Annotated in this window: 22 protein-coding genes, 1 pseudogene and 1 riboswitch; of the genes and pseudogenes, 13 read left to right on the forward strand and 10 right to left on the reverse strand. The window is 69.3% G+C overall.

Features of this window, described 5'->3' with window-relative positions; translation table 11 throughout:
- The first annotated feature begins 66 nt into the window (after positions 1 to 66).
- Positions 67 to 840 carry an SGNH/GDSL hydrolase family protein gene (locus ACXAID_RS03700; protein WP_475020851.1) on the forward strand — a complete coding sequence of 258 codons (774 nt, stop codon included), beginning with the start codon at positions 67 to 69 and terminating at the stop codon, positions 838 to 840.
- Between the two features lie 9 nt (positions 841 to 849).
- Here ACXAID_RS03700 and rlmB read toward each other — a convergent pair whose 3' ends face one another.
- Genes rlmB through carD form a run of 4 tightly spaced genes read right to left on the reverse strand, consistent with a single transcriptional unit; the run spans position 850 to position 4,224 of the window.
- Positions 850 to 1,791: a 23S rRNA (guanosine(2251)-2'-O)-methyltransferase RlmB gene (rlmB, locus tag ACXAID_RS03705; RefSeq protein WP_475020827.1), complete on the reverse strand. Its 942-nt coding sequence runs from the start codon at positions 1,789 to 1,791 to the stop codon at positions 850 to 852.
- Positions 1,791 to 3,182: a cysteine--tRNA ligase gene (gene cysS, locus ACXAID_RS03710; RefSeq protein WP_475020852.1), complete on the reverse strand. Its 1,392-nt coding sequence runs from the start codon at positions 3,180 to 3,182 to the stop codon at positions 1,791 to 1,793. Before cysS ends, rlmB begins: the two co-directional genes overlap by 1 nt.
- Before the next feature lie 35 nt (positions 3,183 to 3,217).
- Positions 3,218 to 3,727, reverse strand: a complete 510-nt coding sequence (gene ispF / locus ACXAID_RS03715; RefSeq protein WP_475020828.1) for a 2-C-methyl-D-erythritol 2,4-cyclodiphosphate synthase — start codon at positions 3,725 to 3,727, stop codon at positions 3,218 to 3,220.
- A gap of 8 nt (positions 3,728 to 3,735) precedes the next feature.
- Positions 3,736 to 4,224, reverse strand: a complete 489-nt coding sequence (gene carD / locus ACXAID_RS03720; protein WP_003888533.1) for an RNA polymerase-binding transcription factor CarD — start codon at positions 4,222 to 4,224, stop codon at positions 3,736 to 3,738.
- A 363-nt stretch (positions 4,225 to 4,587) separates the two neighbouring features.
- Here carD and ACXAID_RS03725 point away from each other — a divergent pair, with 363 nt between their 5' ends.
- The 3 genes from ACXAID_RS03725 to disA all read left to right on the forward strand — a co-directional run bounded on the left by ACXAID_RS03725 (position 4,588) and on the right by disA (position 7,818).
- Positions 4,588 to 5,178 (forward strand): copper chaperone PCu(A)C domain-containing protein, encoded by a 591-nt coding sequence (locus tag ACXAID_RS03725; RefSeq protein WP_475020829.1) that lies wholly within the window; start codon positions 4,588 to 4,590, stop codon positions 5,176 to 5,178.
- A 96-nt stretch (positions 5,179 to 5,274) separates the two neighbouring features.
- A complete protein-coding gene (radA, locus tag ACXAID_RS03730) occupies positions 5,275 to 6,666 on the forward strand; it encodes a DNA repair protein RadA (protein WP_475020830.1) in 1,392 nt (463 codons plus the stop codon).
- A 21-nt stretch (positions 6,667 to 6,687) separates the two neighbouring features.
- Positions 6,688 to 7,818, forward strand: a complete 1,131-nt coding sequence (gene disA, locus ACXAID_RS03735; RefSeq protein WP_475020831.1) for a DNA integrity scanning diadenylate cyclase DisA — start codon at positions 6,688 to 6,690, stop codon at positions 7,816 to 7,818.
- A gap of 7 nt (positions 7,819 to 7,825) precedes the next feature.
- Here disA and ACXAID_RS03740 read toward each other — a convergent pair whose 3' ends face one another.
- Together ACXAID_RS03740 and ACXAID_RS03745 are read right to left on the reverse strand one after the other, a co-directional pair.
- A complete protein-coding gene (locus ACXAID_RS03740) occupies positions 7,826 to 8,602 on the reverse strand; it encodes a hypothetical protein (RefSeq protein WP_475020832.1) in 777 nt (258 codons plus the stop codon).
- Between the two features lie 57 nt (positions 8,603 to 8,659).
- Entirely contained in the window at positions 8,660 to 9,280 is a 621-nt protein-coding gene (locus ACXAID_RS03745; protein WP_475020833.1) for a carbonic anhydrase, read from the reverse strand.
- Here ACXAID_RS03745 and ACXAID_RS03750 point away from each other — a divergent pair.
- The 3 genes from ACXAID_RS03750 to ACXAID_RS03760 are packed head-to-tail and all read left to right on the forward strand — an operon-like array spanning position 9,279 to position 11,160.
- On the forward strand, positions 9,279 to 10,187 hold the full coding sequence (locus tag ACXAID_RS03750; RefSeq protein ID WP_475020834.1) for an HhH-GPD family protein: 909 nt from the start codon (positions 9,279 to 9,281) through the stop codon (positions 10,185 to 10,187). The genes ACXAID_RS03745 and ACXAID_RS03750 overlap by 2 nt on opposite strands.
- A 37-nt stretch (positions 10,188 to 10,224) precedes the next feature.
- Positions 10,225 to 10,821, forward strand: coding sequence for a TetR/AcrR family transcriptional regulator (locus ACXAID_RS03755; protein WP_475020835.1), 597 nt, complete (start codon positions 10,225 to 10,227; stop codon positions 10,819 to 10,821).
- Positions 10,822 to 10,860: 39 nt separating this feature from the next.
- Positions 10,861 to 11,160, forward strand: coding sequence for a hypothetical protein (locus tag ACXAID_RS03760; RefSeq protein ID WP_475020836.1), 300 nt, complete (start codon positions 10,861 to 10,863; stop codon positions 11,158 to 11,160).
- A gap of 72 nt (positions 11,161 to 11,232) precedes the next feature.
- On the opposite strand, the gene ACXAID_RS03765 is transcribed toward ACXAID_RS03760, so the two are convergent.
- Both ACXAID_RS03765 and ACXAID_RS03770 read right to left on the reverse strand, forming a co-directional pair.
- Positions 11,233 to 12,213 (reverse strand): helix-turn-helix domain-containing protein, encoded by a 981-nt coding sequence (locus ACXAID_RS03765; RefSeq protein WP_475020837.1) that lies wholly within the window; start codon positions 12,211 to 12,213, stop codon positions 11,233 to 11,235.
- 25 nt (positions 12,214 to 12,238) lie between these two features.
- Complete coding sequence (locus tag ACXAID_RS03770) at positions 12,239 to 13,048, reverse strand: alpha/beta fold hydrolase (RefSeq protein WP_475020838.1); 810 nt, start codon at positions 13,046 to 13,048, stop codon at positions 12,239 to 12,241.
- Between the two features lie 39 nt (positions 13,049 to 13,087).
- On the opposite strand from ACXAID_RS03770, the gene mhuD reads away from it, so the two are divergent.
- The 6 genes from mhuD to ACXAID_RS03800 all read left to right on the forward strand — a co-directional run bounded on the left by mhuD (position 13,088) and on the right by ACXAID_RS03800 (position 17,665).
- A complete protein-coding gene (gene mhuD / locus ACXAID_RS03775; protein WP_475020839.1) occupies positions 13,088 to 13,417 on the forward strand; it encodes a mycobilin-forming heme oxygenase MhuD in 330 nt (109 codons plus the stop codon).
- Complete coding sequence (locus ACXAID_RS03780; RefSeq protein ID WP_475020840.1) at positions 13,392 to 14,753, forward strand: serine hydrolase; 1,362 nt, start codon at positions 13,392 to 13,394, stop codon at positions 14,751 to 14,753. Before mhuD ends, ACXAID_RS03780 begins: the two co-directional genes overlap by 26 nt.
- Before the next feature lie 31 nt (positions 14,754 to 14,784).
- Positions 14,785 to 14,985: riboswitch (cobalamin riboswitch) on the forward strand.
- A gap of 37 nt (positions 14,986 to 15,022) precedes the next feature.
- On the forward strand, positions 15,023 to 15,748 hold the full coding sequence (locus ACXAID_RS03785; RefSeq protein WP_475020841.1) for an energy-coupling factor ABC transporter permease: 726 nt from the start codon (positions 15,023 to 15,025) through the stop codon (positions 15,746 to 15,748).
- Positions 15,745 to 16,101 (forward strand): energy-coupling factor ABC transporter substrate-binding protein, encoded by a 357-nt coding sequence (locus ACXAID_RS03790; protein WP_475020842.1) that lies wholly within the window; start codon positions 15,745 to 15,747, stop codon positions 16,099 to 16,101. The genes ACXAID_RS03785 and ACXAID_RS03790 overlap by 4 nt, the downstream gene beginning before the upstream one ends.
- A 9-nt stretch (positions 16,102 to 16,110) precedes the next feature.
- Entirely contained in the window at positions 16,111 to 16,857 is a 747-nt protein-coding gene (locus ACXAID_RS03795; RefSeq protein ID WP_475020843.1) for a CbiQ family ECF transporter T component, read from the forward strand.
- Positions 16,847 to 17,665: an energy-coupling factor ABC transporter ATP-binding protein gene (locus ACXAID_RS03800; RefSeq protein ID WP_475020844.1), complete on the forward strand. Its 819-nt coding sequence runs from the start codon at positions 16,847 to 16,849 to the stop codon at positions 17,663 to 17,665. Before ACXAID_RS03795 ends, ACXAID_RS03800 begins: the two co-directional genes overlap by 11 nt.
- Positions 17,666 to 17,728: 63 nt before the next feature.
- Here the strand turns inward: ACXAID_RS03800 and clpC1 are convergent, their stop codons facing one another.
- Together clpC1 and lsr2 are read right to left on the reverse strand one after the other, a co-directional pair.
- The gene (gene clpC1 / locus ACXAID_RS03805) at positions 17,729 to 20,272 is read right to left on the reverse strand and encodes an ATP-dependent protease ATP-binding subunit ClpC (protein WP_475020845.1); all 2,544 of its coding nucleotides are present in this window, start codon (positions 20,270 to 20,272) and stop codon (positions 17,729 to 17,731) included.
- A 336-nt stretch (positions 20,273 to 20,608) separates the two neighbouring features.
- A pseudogene (lsr2, locus tag ACXAID_RS03810) lies at positions 20,609 to 20,768 on the reverse strand (histone-like nucleoid-structuring protein Lsr2); the annotation flags it as partial.

Genomic DNA, 20,768 nt, shown 5'->3' on the forward strand with positions numbered 1-20,768 from the left:
CTTTCATCTCCGGAACGGCGCCGTGGCAGGCGCGGCACGCACTGACCCGCGACAATGAAACCCGTGGTGCCGTACCGCAGATACGTCGCGATGGGTGATTCGTTCACCGAAGGTATCGGCGATCCTCACCCCGGCAGCCCCAACGGCGTCCGAGGCTGGGCCGACCTGCTCGCACTGCGGCTCGCCGCAGCGGACCCCGACTTCCGCTACGCCAACCTCGCGGTCCGCGGCCGAACGATGGATGACATCATGACCGGCCAGACCGAACTGGCCATGCTGATGCAACCAGACCTGGTGACCGTGTACTCGGGCATGAACGACCTGATGGCGCTGCACGTCGACATGGACGCGATGATGGCCCGCTACGCCGACGGGCTCAAGGCACTGCAGCAGACCGGGGCCGTCGTGCTGGCGTTCACCGCCCCCGACCTGGGTGCCAAACCGATGTTCCGCGGGCTGCGCGGGCGGGCGGCGATCTACAACGAACTGCTGCGCCGCATCACCGACGACCTCGGGGTCGGACTGATCGACTTCTGGCGCTTCGACGAATTCCGCGACGCCCGGCTGTGGGACCACGACCGGGTGCACCTGTCCCCCCTCGGCCACGAGTTCATGGCCGGCCGGGTCTTCGACTGCCTGCTGGGCCCCGACCGGCCCCTCGACCGGCCGGCCCACCCGTCGGGCAGATTCCTGGCCGCGCCGGCCGCTCGGGCCGGCACCATGGGCAACGTGCGCTGGGCGGTGTCGTTCGCCGCGCCGTGGGCCTTCCGCAGGCTGCGCCGCATCACCCCGGGCACCGGCGTCGAACCCAAGTCCACCGCGCTGGTGCGGATCGGCTGAGACCGCGGGTCAGCCGCGCCGCTGCCGGGCGATCTCGGCGAGCACCACCCCGGCCGCCACCGCCGCGTTGAGCGACTCGGTGGGCCCCGCCATCGGAATCGACACGATCGCGTCGCAGTTCTCCCGGACCAGCCGGGACAACCCCTTACCCTCCGAACCCACCACCAGCACGGTCGGGCCGTCAGCCTGGAGCTGGTCGATCGTGGTGTCGCCGTCGGCGTCCAGGCCCACCACCTGCAGGCCCGAGTCGGCCCACTGCTTGAGCGCACGGTTGAGGTTCGTCGCCCGCGCGACCGGCACCCGGGCCGCCGCACCCGCGCTGGTGCGCCAGGCCACCGCGGTCACCGACGCCGACCGGCGTTGCGGAATCACCACGCCGTGCCCGCCGAAGGCCGCCACCGAGCGCACGATGGCACCCAGATTGCGCGGATCGGAGATGTTGTCCAGCGCCACCAGCAGCGCCGGCGTCGCATCGGCCTTGGCCGAGGCAAGCAGGTCATCGGGATGGGCGTAGTCATACGGCGGGATCTGCAGCGCGATGCCCTGGTGCATGCCGTTGGCCGCGATGCGGTCCAGATCGTGGCGCGGCACCTCCAGGATCGCGATGCCCTTGTCGGCGGCGTTCTGCACCGACTCGGTGAGCCGTTCGTCGGAGTCGGTGCCCAGCGCGACGTAGAGCGCGGTGGCGGGGACGCCGGCGCGCAGGCACTCGAGCACCGGGTTGCGGCCCAGCACGATCTCGACGTCGTCGCTCTTCTTGTGCCTGCCCTGCTGTTGGCGGGCCGCCTTGGCGGCACGCTTGGCGGCCGGATGGTTGGGGCGCTGGTGCGCGGGCGGGGTCGCGCCCTTGCCTTCCAGGCCACGGCGGCGGACACCGCCGGATCCCACCGTCGGCCCCTTCTTGGTGCCCGCCTTGCGTACCGCGCCCCGCCGTTGCGAGTTGCCCGCCATTACTTGTCCGTTCCGTCCATGAGCGACCACTGCGGACCGTCGGCGGTGTCGGTCACCTCGATGCCGGCCTCCTTGAGGCGGTCGCGGATCGCGTCGGCCTCGGCCCAGTCGCGCCGCGCCCTGGCATCCGCGCGCCGCTTCACCTCAGCCTGCACCAGGACGTCGACTGCCGCCAGTGCGGCCGAGGTCTCATTGCGGGACTCCCACCGCTCGTCGAGCGGGTCGGCACCCAGGATGCCCATCATCGCCCGGATCGACATCGCATGGTTCAGCGCGGTGTCGTGGTCACCTGCGTCGAGCGCACGGTTGCCTTCCGCCCGGGCCGCGTGCACCTCGGCCAGCGCCGCCGGCACCGCCAGGTCGTCGTCGAGCGCAGCGGCGAACCCCGCCGTCCACTGGCCGGGCACCACCGCGCCGACCCTGGTGCGCACCCGGTGCAGAAAGTCCTCGATGCCGCTGTAGGCGCGCGCGGCGTCGGCCAGCGCCGCCTCGGAGAACTCCAGCATCGACCGGTAATGCGCACTGCCCAGGTAGTAGCGCAACTCGGCGGCCCGGACCCGTTGCAGCACAGCCGGGATCGCCAACACGTTGCCCAGCGACTTGCTCATCTTCTCGCCGCCCATGGTGACCCAGCCGTTGTGCAACCAGAACTGAGCGAAGCCATCACCGGCAGCACAAGCCTGAGCGATCTCGTTCTCGTGGTGCGGGAAAACCAGATCCATGCCGCCGGCGTGGATGTCGAACTGCGGCCCCAGATACGTCTCGCACATGGCGACACATTCGGTGTGCCAGCCGGGCCGGCCCCGGCCCCACGGAGTGGGCCAGGACGGCTCGCCCGGTTTGGCGCCCTTCCACAGTGTGAAGTCGCGCTGGTCGCGCTTGCCGGTCGCAACCCCCTCGCCCTGGTGCACGTCGTCGATGCGGTGACCCGACAGCTTGCCGTAGTCGGGCAACGACGCGACATTGAAGTAGACGTCCCCGTTGCCCGTGTAGGCATGGCCGCGCTCGATGAGCCGTTCGATCAGCTCGACCATCTGGGTGATGTGGCCGGTCGCCCGCGGCTCCGCCGACGGGGGCAGCACGCCCAGCGCGTCGTATGCGGCGGAGAAGGCGCGCTCGTAGGTCGCTGCCCACTCCCACCACGGCCGGCCCGCATCGGCGGCCTTGTTGAGGATCTTGTCGTCGATGTCGGTGACATTGCGGATGAACGCGACGTCGAAGCCCTTGGCCGTCAGCCAGCGGCGCAACACGTCGAAGGCGACGCCGCTGCGCACGTGTCCGATGTGGGGCAGACCCTGCACCGTGGCCCCACACAGATAGATCGAGACGTGGCCAGGCCGCAGTGGCGCGAAATCGCGCACACCGCCGGTCAAGGTGTCATACAGCCGCATGACAGCTTTGGGGCGTTCGGTCACGACGGGCCAGCTTACCGGCCTGTGGAGCCCTGCTCTCCATCGCCGCACTCGTGGGTCACCACCAGGGCTGTGGCGATCGCCGCGATCCCCTCACCCCGGCCGGTCAGGCCCAGCCCGTCGGTGGTGGTCGCCGACACCGAGACCGGCGCCCCCACCAGCTCGGAAAGCAGCCGCTGCGCCTCGGCGCGTCGCGGACCGACCTTCGGCCGGTTCCCGATGACCTGCACGGCGGCGTTACCCACCCGCAGGCCGACACCGGAGAGCAGCGAACGCACATGGCGCAGCATGTCGGCGCCGCTGACCCCCTCCCACTGCGGAAGGCCGGTGCCGAACACCTCACCGATGTCGCCCATGCCGGCCGCCGACAGCAGCGCATCGCACAACGCGTGCGCGGCGACGTCACCGTCGGAATGGCCCGCGCAGCCGTCACCGTCCTCGAACAGCAGGCACAGCAGCCAGCACGGACGCCCGGCTTCGATGGGATGGACGTCGGAACCGAGCCCGACGCTCGGCAGATTCACGACCGCCCTCAGGAGGCGGCGGCGAGTGCCTCGTCGAGAATGGTCGCGGCCTTCTCGTCATCGGTGTTCTCAGCCAGCGCCAACTCGCCGACCAGAATCTGACGGGCCTTGGCCAGCATGCGCTTCTCACCTGCCGACAGACCACGTTCCTGGTCCCGTCGCCACAGATCCCGAACCACTTCGGCGACCTTGTTCACATCGCCGGAGGCCAGCTTCTCCAGATTCGCCTTGTACCGGCGCGACCAGTTCGTCGGCTCCTCGGTGTGGGGGGCCCGCAGCACCTGGAAGACCTTGTCGAGGCCCTCCTGCCCGACGACATCCCGCACACCCACATATTCAGCGTTCTCGGCGGGCACCCGAACGGTGAGATCTCCCTGCGCGACCTTCAAGACGAGATATTCCTTCTGCTCGCCTTTGATGGTTCGGGTTTCGATCGCCTCGATCAACGCGGCACCGTGGTGTGGATAGACGACGGTGTCTCCGACCTTGAAAATCATCAGATTCGAGCCCCTTTCACCCTTTGATGTTAACACGTGACGTTTCCGGGTGCGGATCAACGATGCAGGTCAGGGGCACAGTGGGTGAACACTGGGGGTTGACAGGGCGGCCAATCCGTGCAAGCGAGAGGCTCTCCGCCGGCCCGTTCCTGCGCGATCGCGGACACCTTTTCGCGGCCGTTGCAGCGCCGCCCGCCGCCGTCCCGTTGCCTGGGGCGGGGCCAAGATCAGCTATCCGCCGGATGCTTACGCCCTCGGCTTCCACATGGATTGGCGACCTACTACTCTGCATAGTCGAATCCACTGTGAGGGGCCGCCGAACGGTCGCTCACGCCGCCTCGTCGGCCGAGCAGGAGGCCCGTAGTGAAACCCTTGAACCGGCGTACCCCAGTCACCGTCGCGACGCTGGCGGCGTGTGGACTGGGCGCGTCCGTCGTGCTCGGCGGCTGCAGCTCAGGGCAGGTCGCCCAGACGGCGACCCAGGAGGCGGCCATCAACGGCACCAGCGCCGCCGCCGACGCGATCGCGCTGCGCAACGTCCACCTGCGGGCCACCCAGACCAGCGACTACGTCGAGCCGGGCACCGAGGTCGAGCTGATCTTCGTCGCGGTGAACGGATCCCCGGACATGCCAGACGAACTGGTGTCGGTCACCTCCGACATCGGCACCGTCACCCTCAGCGGTGACCCCGAGGTGCCGGTCAACGGCACCCTGGTGGTCGGCACCCCCGACGGTCAGCCCACCCCGCTGGAGGACATCGAGGCCGCCGACACCGCCGAGGCCACCGTCGCGCTGGAGAAGCCGATCACCAACGGGCTGACCTACGACTTCACCTTCACCTTCCAGGAGAACGGCGAGACGACCGTCGCCGTCCCGATCTCCGCCGGGGAACAGCCCAGGCGCGACGATCCCTACTCCGGCGGCGAATCGTCGGGCGGATCCGGCGGCCACTGAGGCCACTGAGGCCACCGACCACACCGGATCCACCGACCGGCACGACACGGACCCTGATCGCCGGGTTCTGTCGGCGCGGCCGGATAACGTCACGGCGTGGCCAGGGCTGGATCGAAGACACGTCCGCAGTACCGCTGTTCGGAATGTCATCACGTCACCCCGAAGTGGGTGGGCCGCTGCCCGGAGTGCGGCACCTGGGGCTCGGTCGACGAGGTGACACTGGCGGCCGTCGACGGGTCGGGAACGCGCCGTGCTCTCGTGGCACCGGCTTCTCCTGCCGTGCCGATCAGTTCCATCGACCCGGGCACCACCCGGCACTTCCACACCGGGGTCAGCGAACTGGACCGGGTGCTCGGCGGCGGGCTCGTGCCCGGTTCGGTCACGCTGCTGGCCGGTGACCCCGGGGTCGGCAAATCGACGCTGCTTCTCGAGGTGGCTCACCGCTGGGCGACATCAGGCCGCCGGGCCCTGTACCTGTCCGGGGAGGAGTCCGCGGGGCAGATCAGGCTGCGGGCCGAACGCACCGGTTGCACGCATGACGAGGTCTACCTGGCCGCCGAATCGGATCTGGCCACCGCGCTCGGGCACATCGACGCGGTCCGGCCGAGTCTGGTGGTCGTCGACTCGGTGCAGACGTTGTCGAGCACCGAGGCCGACGGGGTCACCGGCGGGGTCACCCAGGTCCGCGCGGTCACCACGGCGTTGACGATGACGGCCAAGACCACCGGCGTGGCGATGCTGCTGGTCGGCCATGTGACCAAGGACGGTGCGATCGCCGGGCCGCGGTCACTGGAGCACCTCGTCGACGTGGTCCTGCACTTCGAGGGCGACCGCGCCTCGACCCTGCGGATGGTTCGCGGCATTAAGAACCGATTCGGAGCCGCCGATGAGGTCGGCTGTTTCCTGTTGCACGACAACGGAATCGAGTGTGTCGCCGACCCTTCCGGATTGTTCCTGGACCAACGTCCCAAGGCCGTGCCGGGCACCGCGGTGACGGTCACCCTGGACGGCAAGCGTCCGATGATCGGCGAGGTCCAGGCGCTCATCGGCGCACCGGCGAGCGGCAGCCCGCGGCGCGCGGTCAGCGGCATCGACTCGTCGCGGGCAGCGATGATCACCGCGGTGCTGGAGAAACGGGCCCGCCTGCCGGTGGGCGCCAACGACATCTACCTGTCCACCGTCGGCGGAATGCGGCTGACCGACTCGTCCTCGGATCTCGCGGTGGCGCTGGCGATCGCCTCTGCCGCCCTGGACCTGGCGATGCCGGCCACGACGGTGGCGATCGGCGAGGTCGGACTGGCCGGCGATCTGCGCCGGGTGACCGGGATGGATCGGCGACTGGCCGAAGCCGCCCGGCTCGGGTTCACCTGCGCGGTGGTGCCCGCCGGAACCTCGGACGCCCCGGCGGGACTGCGGACACTGCCGGCAGACAACATCGGCTCGGCGTTGCAGGCGATGGCGCGGATCAGCGAGAATGGCTCGAAATAGTCCTTGACCGGTGGAGATGTGATGGCCGTGAAGCCCGTGACGTCCGCGTCGGGGAGATCGGGGCGCACGGTCGTGCCGTTGGCCAAACCCACACTGCGGGAGACGATCGCCCGCCTGGCACCCGGCACCCCGCTTCGCGACGGCCTGGAACGAATCCTGCGCGGCCAGACCGGCGCGTTGATCGTCATCGGCTACGACGACAGCGTCGAGGCCATCTGCGACGGGGGCTTCCAGCTCGACGTCCGCTATGCCCCCACCCGGCTGCGCGAGCTGTCGAAGATGGACGGGGCGGTGGTGCTCTCCAGCGACGGCAGCCGCATCCTGCGCGCCAACGTGCAGCTGGTGCCGGATCCGTCCATTCCCACCGAGGAGTCCGGCACCCGGCACCGCTCGGCGGAGCGGACCGCGATTCAGACCGGCTACCCGGTGATCTCGGTGAGCCACTCGATGAGCATCGTGACCGTCTACGTCGCCGGTGAGCGGCATGTGGTTCCGGAATCGGCCACGATCCTGTCGCGGGCCAACCAGACGATCGCGACGCTCGAGCGCTACAAGAGCCGCCTCGACGAGGTCAGCAGAGCACTCTCGACCGCCGAGATCGAGGATTTCGTGACGCTGCGCGATGTGATGACGGTCGCGCAGCGGCTCGAGATGGTGCGCCGGATCAGCCAGGAGATCGACGCCCACGTCGTCGAACTGGGCACCGACGGCCGCCAGCTCAAACTGCAGCTCGACGAACTCGTCGGCGACAACGAGACCGACCGCGAGCTGATCGTGCGCGACTACCACGCCAATCCCGAACCACCCAGCGCGGAACAGGTCAGCGCCACCCTGGAGGAACTCGACGCGCTGTCGGACAATGAACTGCTCGATTTCACAACTCTGGCAAGAGTTTTCGGCTACCCGTCGACCGCACAAGCGCAGGACTCGGCGATGAACTCGCGCGGCTACCGCGCCATGTCGGGGATCTCGCGGTTGCAGTTCGCCCATGTGGACCTGCTGGTCCGTTCATTCGGCTCGCTACAGGGGCTGCTGGCCGCCACCGCCAGCGATCTGCAGTCGGTGGAGGGTATCGGCGCGATGTGGGCGCGCCACATCCGGGAAGGCCTGTCCCAGCTGGCCGAGTCGACGATCGCCGACCGGTTGGCCTAGCGGCCCGTCAGCCGACCGGCCCGGGCTGCGGCAGGTGCGGTGCGCCGTCGGATGGTGCCGGTGGCGGTGCGGCAGCCGGGTCGGCGAGGATGAAGGGCACCGGCGCCGAGCGCAGATTGCCCAGCTGGACCACCAGGTTGTACATCCCGGGCCCGATCGGCTGGCGTGGCAACGGGCAGTTCGGCGCCGAACCCATGCCGGTCCAGGTCACCTCGGTGGTCACCTGCTCGCCGGGCTGGAACGTCTTGATCAGCGTCTCGTTCGACGGCGCGCAGTCCAGGTTGGACCACAGCCGCTGGTTCTCCAGCGTGTACACGTAGGCGGCCAGTACCGCGGCACCGACATCGCGCTGGCAGGCAACCAGGCCGATGTTGGTGACGACCATGGTGAATTTCGGCTGATCGCCGACGACGTACTGCGGCTCATTGGTGATCCCCTTGACCGCCAGCGTCGAATCCGGGCAGTCGTCCCCCTCCTGCAGGATGGGCGGCGGGACAACCGCGGCCGTCGGCGTCGGGGTGGGTGGCGGCGCATCCTGCGCGGGCGGCTGGACCGGGGTCTTGACCTCGGGGTTCTCTCCGGGCAGCTGTGTCGGGGCGGCCTGCTGGGCCTGTTCGGAGCTTTCGTTCGCGGTCGGCTGCTCGGAGCTGGTGCTGTTCATCACGACGACTGCGACCACGGCGGCGATGATGCCGATGACGACCACGGCGATCCCGAGCGCCAGCGCCCTGCGCCGCCAGTAGATCTGTTGGGGCAGCGGGCCCTGCGGTTCTAGATCCAGCACATACCCACGGTAAGGGCAGGTCAGCCCGCCCTGGCCGAGGCTGCCCGGCGTGTCGGGCTAGCTCTCGCCGATGTCGCCCAGGTGCTCGCCCAGCTGCACCCGCCCGTCGGACAGGTGATAGGTCAGCCCCACGATGGCCAGGGTGCCGTCGCGAACCCCGTCCGAGATCGCGGTCGACCGGTTCAGCAGCTGCAGGCCGGTCTCGGTGACATGCCGGGCCTCGAACTCGTCGACCCTCGACAGTCCCTCCCGGCGGCCGATCAGGATGGACGGCATCACCCGCTCCACCACATCGCGGACATACCCACCAGGCACTTCACCCTCACCCAGGGCCGCCAGTGTCGCGCCCACGGCGCCGCAGCTGTCATGTCCGAGGACCACGATCAACGGCACCTTCAGCACCGCGACGGCGTACTCGAGCGAGCCCAGCACCGCGCTGTCGATCACGTGTCCGGCGGTGCGCACCACGAACATGTCCCCGAGGCCCTGATCGAAGATGATCTCGGCGGCGACGCGGCTGTCGGCACACCCGAACACCACCGCGGTGGGTGTCTGCGCGGCGGCCAGGCTCGCCCGGTGTTCGACGCTCTGGCTGGGATGCAGTGGTTTGCCGGCGACAAACCGCTCGTTACCCTCCTTGAGTGCTTTCCACGCGGTCAACGGGCTCGTATTGGGCATGGCCGTCATTCTGCCTGAGTCGACCGCAATGATCGATGCGGAAGGACTAATTGATTGGTACGCCCACGCCCGGCGTGACCTGCCGTGGCGGCGTCCAGATGTATCGGCGTGGCAGATCCTGGTCAGCGAATTCATGCTGCAACAGACACCGGTGGCGCGGGTGGGACCCATCTGGCTCGACTGGGTGGCCCGCTGGCCCACCGCGTCGAGCACCGCCGCGGCGAGCGCCGCCGACGTGGTGCGCGCCTGGGGCAAACTCGGGTATCCGCGCCGCGCAAAACGACTGCACGAGTGCGCGATCGCCATCGCCGACGACCACGGCGACATCGTGCCCGAGGATGTCGACGCCTTGCTCGCACTGCCCGGGATCGGCAGCTACACCGCCCGGGCGGTGGCGTGTTTCGCCTACCGGCAACGGGTCCCGGTGGTCGACACCAACGTCCGCCGGGTCGTCGCCAGGGCTGTCCACGGTGTGGCCGATGCCGGCTCGCCGTCACGTCGCGACCTCGAGGACGTGGCAGCACTGCTACCCGACGGCGACACCGCGCCGCAGTTCTCCGTGGCGCTGATGGAGCTGGGGGCCACGGTGTGCACGGCACGCGCACCCAAGTGCGGGGTGTGCCCGCTGCAGCACTGCACGTGGCGGTCGCGAGGATACCCGCCCGGAGCGGCGACACCGAAGCGCACGCAGCGCTACGCCGGCACGGATCGGCAGGTGCGGGGACGGTTGCTCGACGTGCTGCGCGCGAGTGCGGCCCCGGTCAGCCGAGCCGAGCTCGACGTCGCGTGGACGGCCGACACCGCCCAACGGGACCGGGCGCTGGATTCCCTGCTGGTCGACGGGCTGGTCGAGCAGACCTCGGACGGCCGGTTCGCGCTATGTGGCGAGGGCGATCCCTTGACGTGACACACTGACTAGACAATCGTCATCCGGGGGAGGTTCGATGGTGCGCTCAGACGCCCAACACCGCTTGGGGCCGTACCGGGATCCCAACATCGACACCGCGGTGTTCGAGGCAACGCGACGCCTCCTCGAGGAGCGGGGCTACCGCGGAACCTCGATCGACGGAATCGCCGAGGCCGCCGGAGTCACCCGCCCGACGATCTATCGACGGTGGGGCTCCAAAGCACACGTCGTCTACGAGGCCGTCTATTCGGACGACGACGCCAATGTGGTCCAACCGGCGTCACTCAATCCGCTCAAGGTCATCTCCGACGTCGTGCGCAGCGTGCTGGCACACATGGGTGCGCCCGCCGCTCGGGAGGCGCTGCCGGGCCTGATGTCGGACATGCGGACCGACGATGCGCTACGCAGCCGGCTCCCGGACCAGCATTCGGCCACTGTCGCTGCCGGCCTCGCCGAGCTGTTGTCCCGGAACCACGAGGCCTTTCGCGACGTCGATGCCGACATTCTGCTGGACGTCGTCGCCGGCGCGGCGATCCACGCGCTGTGCATCCGGGATGTCACCGACCTCGATGCCTATGCCGAACGGCTGACCGACCTGCTGCTCAACGGACTGCTCGTCCGCGACGGCGACTAGCCCGAGCGCGGATCGACCACGACACGGGGTCGGCCTATCGTGGGTTACAACGTGTCCCCGGCGCCGATCGGCCAGCCCGGCTCGGTCTTCGTCCCGGTGCAGGCCTCGCTGGTCGCGTTCGACCCGACGACCGGCATCGCTGAGCGAGTGCTGGCCGACACCACCGAAGGCACCGAGGGCATCCTCAACATCGTTCCGAACGGGATGATCTACGCCACCATCGGTGCGTTCACCACCACCTCGCTGGCACCGCTGGCGCCGTACCTGAACAGTGTTCTACCCGAGGGGTACTCGCTGCTGACGCCCACCGGCGGAGTGAACGGTTTCACCCCGCAGTAACCACCACCGAAGGTCCCCCGGCCGCCACGGCCTCCGCGTGGTGGCGGCCGGCGATCGTTCGCCAACCGTCGCTCAGGCCACCCCGGCCGGCGTCTCGACCGCACCCGGGCATGCGAAACGGCGGCGGTAGTCCGTCGGCGTCACCCCGATGACCCGGCGGAAGTGATGGCGCAGCAGCGTCGCATTGCCGAAGCCGGACCGGTCGGCGATGCGGTCGATGTCCAGCGTCGTCTCCTCGAGCAGCCGGCGGGCGAACAGCACCCGCTGGTCGGTCACCCACTGCATCGGCGTGCGGCCGGTCTCCTCGACGAAACGCCGCGCGAAGGTCCGCCCGGACATGTGCGCCCGCCGGGCCAGCGTGGCCACCGTGTGCGGCTTGTCCAGGTTCGCCAGGATCCAGTCCAGGTGCGGGGCGAACCGCTCCGAGCAGCGCACCGGGATGGGCTGGTCGATGTACTGCCGCTGCCCGCCGTCTCGTTGCGGCGGCACCACCATCCGGCGCGCGATGGTGTTGGTGACCTCGCTGCCCAGCTCGCGGCGCACCAGGTGCAGACAGGCATCGATGCCGGCCGCGGTGCCGGCGCTGGTGATGAGATCACCGTCGTCGACGTAGAGCACGTTGCGGTCGACCTTGGCGGTGGGATACATGGCCTGCAGCTGGTCGGCGTGCATCCAGTGGGTGGTGCACGGGCGGCCGTCGAGCAGTCCGGCCGCACCGGCCACAAAGGCCCCCGAACACACCGTCAGGATCGTCGCCCCCGCCTCGGCGGCGCGCCGCACCGCATCCAGCGCCTCCGGCAGGTAGTCCGAGGAACCGATCGCGGGGATGGCGACAAGGTCGGCGCCGACCAGATCGTCCAGTCGGTGCTCAGGGATAATCGCCGCCCCGACCGACGTCCGCAGTGGCGTTCCGGGCTCGGGACCACACACCTTGAAATCGAAGTTCGGCACCCCGTCGGCCGAGCGGTCTATTCCGAACACCTCACAGATGACGCCGAATTCGAACACCGCCACCCCGTCGAGCACCAGCGCCGACACACTCTTGATCGTCATGGCAGCATCTTAATGGCGGGGTTCACTACTGCCGTTGATTGCGCCCCAAATCGTCCGTGCACGCAGTGAGGAACGTCTCGACGGCTTCCCGGTATTTCCCCGGCGCCTCGTCGTGCACGAGATGCCCCGCGTCGGGCACGTGCAGATACGTGGCCCGGCGCGCCGTCTGCGACATGGTGCGCATCTGCCCGGCCGGGGTGACCGAGTTGCCGGCCTCCAGCAGCAGCGTCGGCACCGACACCGCCCGCCACTGGCTCCAGTAGTCGCGGGTCCCCCACTGCGCGGCGATCTCGATCCAGCGCCGTGTCTCGCCGTGCAGCCGCCACCCGGTGGGAGTGCGATCGAACGCCTCCAGGAAGTAGCGCCCCGCGACCGGCCCGAACACGTCGGCCACCTGCTGCTCGGTGGTGAACTCGACCGGCAGCGCCTGCAGCCACGGCTCCCACGGGCCGGTTGTGCGCCCGCGGAAATCAGGCGCCATGTCCTCGACGACAACCGCCGACACCAGCTCCGGACGCGCCGCGGCCAGGCACCACGAATGCAGCGCACCCATCGAATGCCCCACCAGGATCGCGGGCCTGCCCAACGACGCGACCGCAGCACCGAGATCGGCGACGAACCGCTCGGTGGAGATCGGTTCGGTGTCGTCGACCCCGCGTCCCCGATGCCACGGGGCGTCGTAGGTGAACACCTGCCCGTGGCGGCTCAGCCACGGCAGCTGCCGCGACCACGTGCTGCCCCGCCCCATCAATCCGTGTACCAGCACCAGCGGCCGACCCCGCCCGCCCCGGGCGGTCAGAACGGCGCCGGCAGCCGGTCCGGGAAGGGAATCCATGGGCTCATCATGCCGACACCACGCGGTAGCCTGAAGAGCATGTCCAGCCAGACTCCCGTGGTGAAGATCAACGCGATCGAGGTCCCGCCCAACGCCGGCCCGGAACTCGAGAAGCGGTTCGCCCACCGCGCCCACGCCGTCGACAACCAGCCGGGTTTCCTCGGCTTCCAGCTGCTGCGCCCGATCAAGGGCGAGGACCGCTACTTCGTCGTCACCCAGTGGGAGTCCGAAGAAGCATTCCAGGCCTGGGCGAGCGGACCTGCCATCGAGGCCCACGCCGGGGAGCGGAAGAACCCGGTCGCCAAGGGCGCCTCGCTGCTGGAATTCGAGGTTGTGCTCGACGTTGCGGGGACTGACACCACCGCGTGAGGCGGCCGGGGCCCGGCGCCGTGCGAGCACACTGACCGTTGCGCTGGCCCTCGTCGCCGCCCTGGCCTGCGCGTGCGCCGCACCCCGTCCGGCTCCCGCCGACGGCAGCTACGGCGTACCCATCCAGATCAACACGCCGCAGGGTCTGCGCGCCAAGCAGACCATGGACATGCTCAACAGCGACTGGCCGATCGGTGAGGTCGGTATCCGCACCCTGGCCGCCCCCGACCTCGTCGAACACGTCGGTGTGACGCTGGACCGGATGTGGTGGGATCGCCCGTTCACCGTCACCGACGTCGAGATCGGCGCCGGGAACGCCACCCTCGATGTGGTGACCTCCTACGGGGTCGAGCAGGAGATCGCACTGCGCACCGACGAAGCCGGGATGGTCGACCGGTTCTACGTCACCCTGGTGCCGCCCGAGATCGCCGACTGGCCCGACATCGACGCCGAGCTGAGCAGCTCCGGTGCGCGCTACTCGTATCAGGTCGCCAAGGTCACCGACGGCACCTGCACGAAGGTGGCGGGCACCAACACCGACATGTCGCTGCCGCTGGCCTCGATCTTCAAGCTCTACGTGCTGCTCGCCGTCGCCGACGCGGTCACCGCCGGCACCCTGTCGTGGTCGGACACCCTCACGATCACCAAGGAAGCCAAGGCCGTCGGCTCCTCCGGATTCGACGAGGCGCCGCCCGGCACCGAGGTGAGCGTGCGCGCAGCCGCCCAGCAGATGATCTCGGCCAGCGACAACATGGCCACCGACCTGCTGATCAACCGGCTGGGCCCGGGAGCCATCGAACGCGCACTGGTCGCCGCCGGGCACCACGACCCCGCCAGCATGACGCCGTTTCCGACCATGCACGAACTGTTCTCGGTCGGGTGGGGCGAACCGGACCTGCGCGAAGAATGGAAGAGAGCGTCCCGCCAGGACCGGGCACAGTTACTGCAGCAGACCAACACCCGCCCCTACCAGCCGGACCCGGAGCGAACCCACACCCCGGCCTCGGCCATCGGCGCGGAGTGGTACGCCAGCGCCGCCGACATCTGCCGGCTGCATGCGGCGTTGCAGACCGCCGCGGTCGGCGAGGCGGCCCCGGTCAAGGACATCCTGTCGTTCGTCCCCGGCATCGACCTCGACCGCACGCAGTGGCCCTACATCGGCGCCAAGGCCGGAAACCTGCCCGGGGACCTGACCTTCAGCTGGTACGCCGTGGACCACACCGGGCAGGGCTGGGTGGTCAGCCTGCAGTCGAACTGGCCCGAATACCGCAGCCAGACCGCCGCGGCCTGGCTGCTGTCGATCGCCAAGCAGATGTTCCGGTTGGTCGAAAGCTAGCTTCCGTTCAACCGGCGCCGACCGGTGCGGGGTATGCTCCCCCTGCTGCGGTGTACGGGAACCCGGTGTGAAACCGGGGCGGCCCTCGCCACTGTGAACGGCTAGTCGGTGTCCAACACGCCACTGCCCGCGCTCCTCGCGCGGGTGGGAAGGCGGACCCCGGCGTGCCGGACCCCCCGGGGGGACCGGTGAATCCGTGAGCCAGGAGACCGACCGCAGCACCGGTATCGATGCCCACGAGGTGCTGGGCGGAAAGGTCAGTTCAAGATATGCACATCGCAGAGGGGTTCCTACCCCCGGCGCACGCGGTGGCCTGGACCGTCGCGGCGGCTCCGTTCGTCGTCCACGGCGCCATGCAGGTCGTCGCCACCGTCAAGCGTCAACCGTCGGCAGGCCCGCTGCTGGCCGCCGTCGGCGCGTTCTCCTTCGTCATGTCGGCGATCAAGCTGCCGTCGGTGACGGGATCGAGTTCACACCCCACCGGCACCGGGCTCGGAACCGCCATCTTCAAACCGCCCGTGATGGCGTTCCTGGGATCCATCGTCCTGCTCTTCCAGGCGCTGCTGCTGGCCCACGGCGGCATCACCACCCTGGGCGCGAACGTCTTCTCGATGGCGATCGCCGGGCCGTGGGCGGGCTTCGCGGTGTTCTTCGCACTGCGCAAGGCCGGGGTCGGGGTGCTGCCGGCGGTGTTCGCCCTGGCGTTCGTCGCCGACCTGGTCACCTACATCGTCACCAGCCTGCAGCTGGCGCTGGCGTTCCCGTCCGTCGAGGGCGGCTTCGGTGAGAGCTTCGTCGAGTTCATGGGGGTCTTCGCGATCACCCAGGTGCCGCTGGCGATCGTCGAGGGACTCATCACCGTCGTCGTGGTCCGCGTGCTCATGCAGGTCGCCTCGTCCGAGCTGCTGGACCTGGGCTTCCTCAAGCGCAAGGAGGTGCCGGCCGGCGCCGGCGACGAGCACCGCAGCAGCGAGCGCGAGGAGGTCCAGCCATGAGTTCACCCGAGAACAGGTCCGGTTCGCGTCCGGTCTGGGTCATGGCGATCGTGCTGCTCGCCATCGCCGCCGCCATCGCCGTGGGATCGCTGCTCTACGGCTACTCGCAGGACGCCGAGGCCGAATTCGGCGGGGCCGACGGCCAGGCCGAAGAGGTCATCGTCGAGATCGACGCCGGCTATGAACCCTGGTACGACGCGCTGGTCGGTGAACTGCCCGGCGAGGTCGAGTCCGGGTTGTTCGCACTGCAGGCCGGACTCGGGGGCATCGTCCTCGGCAGCGCGGTCGGCTGGTACGCCGGACGCCACCGAGGGCGGACCGAGGCCGGCAAAGGGGCACCCGGCGGTTCCTGAGTCGCTGCGGTGAACCCGCTGGATCTCAGCGCCGCGCAGAACCGGTGGGCGGCCCATCCGGCCGTCGAGAAGCTGTGCCTCTACGGCGGGCTGCTGCTGTGCGCGATGGTGCTGCCACCGCGCACAGCGGCCCCCCTGGTGCTGCTGACCGTCCTCGTCGCGACACTGCTGCTGGCCCGGGTACGGCCACGGCTGTTCGTGCTCGCACTGCTCGGCCCCGCGGTGTTCATCGCGCTCGGATCGGTGCCGATCGCGGTGAGCCTGCGTGGCGGACCCCACCTGGAGCCCGGCGGCCTCGACCTCGCGGTCGACACCGCACTGCGCGCGATCGCCGCCTCCTCCGCGACGATCGGTCTCGCGGTCACCACCCTGATGGCCGACCTGCTCGACCTGGCCCGGCGGGCCGGCGTCCCGGCCCCGCTGTGCCACGTCGCCGACCTGACCTACCGGCTGGTCGGCATCCTGATCCGCTCGGCGCGCACCGCGCGAGAAGCGATCGGGCTGCGCCTGGGACTGCAGAACCCGCGCGCCGCCATCACCGCGATCGGCAGCCAGTCAGCGCTGACCTTCGTCCGGGCCACCGAACGCGGCCGCGCCATGTCCGAGGCGATGTCGCTGCGCGCCGAACCCGGTATGACGGCAGTGCTCACCGCCGACCGGCGGGTGCGTCCCGCCCGACTGGCGGTGACCGCCGTCGTGCTGGCAGCTGTCGCGACCACCTCGATACTGACCTGGAGGTCCTGGCATGGCGGGTGAAGCAGGGGAAGACAGGGAAGCTGGGGAAACCGAGGTCCTCGCACTGCGTGGTGTCGGCTTCGGCTACCCGCGCGGAGCGAGGGTCCTCGACAGCGTCGACCTGTCACTGCGGCCGCGGCAGCGGATCGCCCTGCTGGGCGCCAACGGCTCCGGCAAGACCACGCTGCTGCGCATCCTGGTCGGGCTGACGAAGCCAGCGACCGGTGCGGTGTGTCTCGACGGCGCGGCGATCACCGGCTCGAGGGCCGACCGCACCCGGCTGCGCAGCCGGGTGCAGATGGTCCTGCAGGAACCCGACGACCAGATCGTCGGCGCGACCGTACGCGCGGATGTGTCGTTCGGGCCGAGCAATCTCGGTCTGGACCGGGACGAGGTGGTGGCCCGCGTCGACGAGGCGATGGGCGCGCTGGGCATCACCGAGCTCGCCGACCGCCCGCCCAATCATCTGTCCTTCGGTCAGCGCAAGCGGGTGGCGATCGCCGGGGCAGTCGCGATGCGACCGGGCGTGCTGCTGCTCGACGAGGCCACTGCGGGGCTGGACCCACGCGCGGTCGAGGACCTGCTGCAAACCCTGACCGCGCTGTCACAGGCGGGTACCGCGGTCGTGCTGGCCACCCACGACGTCGACATCGCATGGACCTGGTCGGCCGAGACCCTCGTCCTCAGCGACCGGGCCCTGCGCCGCGGCCGGACCCACGACCTGCTGGCCGACGGCGAGCTGCTCCACAGTGCCCGGCTGACGGTCCCGTGGGGTGCGGCGGTGTCGGCGAAACTGGATCGCACCGTGCTGCGCCCCGGCGACGTCTGAGAACGCCGGAAAGCACCGAGGCGGCCACCCATCGGGTGACCGCCTCCGCGCTGTGTGGAGTCGCTACTCCGCCGCGCCCGACGAGCCGGCCGCACCGGCCTGCGCGAGGTCGGCCTCGACGTCGCCCACCGGCTTGCGGGTACCGGCGAAGGTGAACCGGGCGTCCTCGCCGGCCCCCTCGCCGTCCCAGTTCTCGACGTCGACCGTCACGAGCTGACCCGGACCGACCTCCTCGAAGAGGATCTTCTCGGAAAGCTGATCCTCGATCTCGCGCTGGATGGTCCGCCGCAGCGGGCGGGCGCCGAGCACCGGGTCGAATCCGCGCTTGGCCAGCAACGCCTTCGCCTTGTCGGTCAGCTCGATGGCCATGTCCTTGCCCTTGAGCTGGTTGGCCACCCGGGTGATCATCAGGTCGACCATCTTGATGATCTCGTCCTGCGTCAGCTGGTGGAAGACGATGATGTCGTCGATGCGGTTGAGGAACTCAGGCCGGAAGTGCTTCTTGAGCTCGTCGTTGACCTTCTGCTTCATCCGCTCGTAGTTGTTGTCACCGCCGCCCTGGGAGAAGCCCAGCCCGACAGCCTTGCTGATGTCGGAGGTACCCAGGTTCGAGGTGAAGATCAGCACGGTGTTCTTGAAGTCGACCGTGCGCCCCTGACCGTCGGTCAGGCGACCGTCTTCGAGGACCTGCAACAGGCTGTTGTAGATCTCCTGGTGGGCCTTCTCGATCTCGTCGAACAGCACGACCGAGAACGGCTTGCGGCGCACCTTCTCGGTGAGCTGGCCGCCTTCCTCGTAGCCGACGTACCCGGGAGGGGCACCGAACAGCCGCGAGGCGGTGAAGCGGTCGTGGAACTCACCCATGTCGATCTGGATGAGCGCGTCGTCGTCGCCGAACAGGAAGTTGGCCAGCGCCTTGGACAGCTCGGTCTTACCGACACCGGACGGGCCGGCGAAGATGAACGAGCCGGACGGCCGCTTGGGATCCTTCAGCCCGGCGCGGGTACGCCGGATCGCCTTGGAGACGGCCTTGACGGCGTCCTCCTGACCGATGATCCGCTTGTGCAGCTCGTCCTCCATGCGCAGCAGCCGGGTGGTCTCCTCCTCGGTGAGCTTGAAGACCGGGATGCCGGTCCAGTTGCCCAGCACCTCGGCGATCTGCTCGTCGTCGACCTCGGCGACCACGTCGAGATCACCCGAACGCCACTGCTTCTCACGCTCGGCGCGCTGCGCGACGAGTTGCTTCTCGCGGTCGCGCAGGCTGGCCGCCTTCTCGAAGTCCTGCGCGTCGATCGCGGACTCCTTCTCGCGGCGGGCGTCGGCGATCTTCTCGTCGAACTCGCGCAGGTCCGGCGGCGCGGTCATCCGGCGGATCCGCATCCGGGCGCCGGCCTCGTCGATCAGGTCGATCGCCTTGTCCGGCAGGTAGCGGTCGTTGATGTAGCGGTCGGCCAGGGTGGCGGCCGCGACCATCGCCGAATCGGTGATCGAGACCCGGTGGTGCGCCTCGTAGCGGTCGCGCAGCCCCTTCAGGATCTCGATGGTGTGCTCCACCGTGGGTTCGCCGACCTGCACCGGCTGGAAGCGCCGCTCCAGCGCCGCGTCCTTCTCGATGTACTTGCGGTACTCGTCGAGGGTGGTGGCACCGATCGTCTGCAGCTCGCCGCGGGCCAGCTTGGGCTTGAGGATGCTGGCGGCGTCGATGGCGCCCTCGGCGGCCCCGGCACCGACGAGCGTGTGCAGCTCGTCGATGAACAGGATGATGTCGCCGCGGGTGTTGATCTCCTTGAGCACCTTCTTCAGGCGCTCCTCGAAGTCACCGCGGTAGCGGCTGCCCGCCACCAGCGAACCGAGGTCCAGGGTGTAGAGCTGCTTGTCCTTGAGCGTCTCGGGAACCTCGCCGTGCACGATGGCCTGCGCGAGCCCCTCGACGACGGCGGTCTTGCCCACACCCGGCTCGCCGATCAGCACCGGGTTGTTCTTGGTGCGCCGGGACAGCACCTGCATGACCCGCTCGATTTCCTTCTCGCGGCCGATGACCGGGTCGAGCTTGCCCTCCATCGCGGCAGCGGTGAGGTTGCGGCCGAACTGGTCGAGCACCAGCGAGGTCGACGGATTGCCCGACTCCCCGCCGCGGCCCCCGGTGCCGGCTTCGGCGGTCTCCTTGCCCTGGTAACCGCTCAGCAGCTGGATCACCTGCTGGCGGACCCGGGTCAGCTCGGCGCCCAGCTTGACGAGCACCTGAGCCGCGACACCTTCGCCCTCGCGGATCAACCCGAGCAGGATGTGCTCGGTGCCGATGTAGTTGTGACCGAGCTGCAGCGCCTCGCGCAGGCTCAGCTCCAGCACCTTCTTGGCGCGCGGGGTGAAAGGAATGTGACCGGACGGTGCCTGCTGGCCCTGACCGATGATCTCCTCGACCTGGCTGCGCACACCCTCCAACGAGATGCCCAGCGATTCGAGTGACTTGGCGGCCACGCCCTCACCCTCGTGGATGAGTCCCAGCAGGATGTGCTCGGTACCGATGTAATTGTGGTTGAGCATCCGGGCCTCTTCCTGAGCCAGGACGACAACCCGACGCGCACGGTCGGTGAATCTTTCGAACATCCGTGGTTACCTGCTCTCCATCGCATAGGTAGGTGCGCCGCGTTCCCGCCGAGCTCAGCCGCTGAACCCCAGGAGCACTATGCACCTGCCGTCCACTGTAATGGGCGGCAGCGCCGACTGCCCCGCCTGGCGGCCCTTGCCTGGATGACACCAGCCGTGACTTCTGACAACTATCCGGCGCTGTCAGGACCAACGCGACAGAACCCGGAATCGTTTCCGGGTATGCCGGACCGGGGGTTCGCCGGCAGCGAACACACCGACTCGCCCGGAATCCCCGGCAACGTCCGGTGACGTTGCCAGGGCGCCAAGAGGCTAGGAGGCTAGGAGGCCAGGAGGCTAGGTCGCGGCGTGGAATGCGTCGATGACGTCGGCGGGAATCCGGCCACGGGTCGACACATTGTGGCCGTTGCGGCGGGCCCATTCCCGGATCGCGGCGCTCTGCTCGCGGTCGATGGCGGCACGACCGCGGCCCGTCGCCACAGCGCGGCCCCGCCGC

It is taken from the genome of Mycobacterium sp. ABE4_509 (assembly GCF_056160785.1).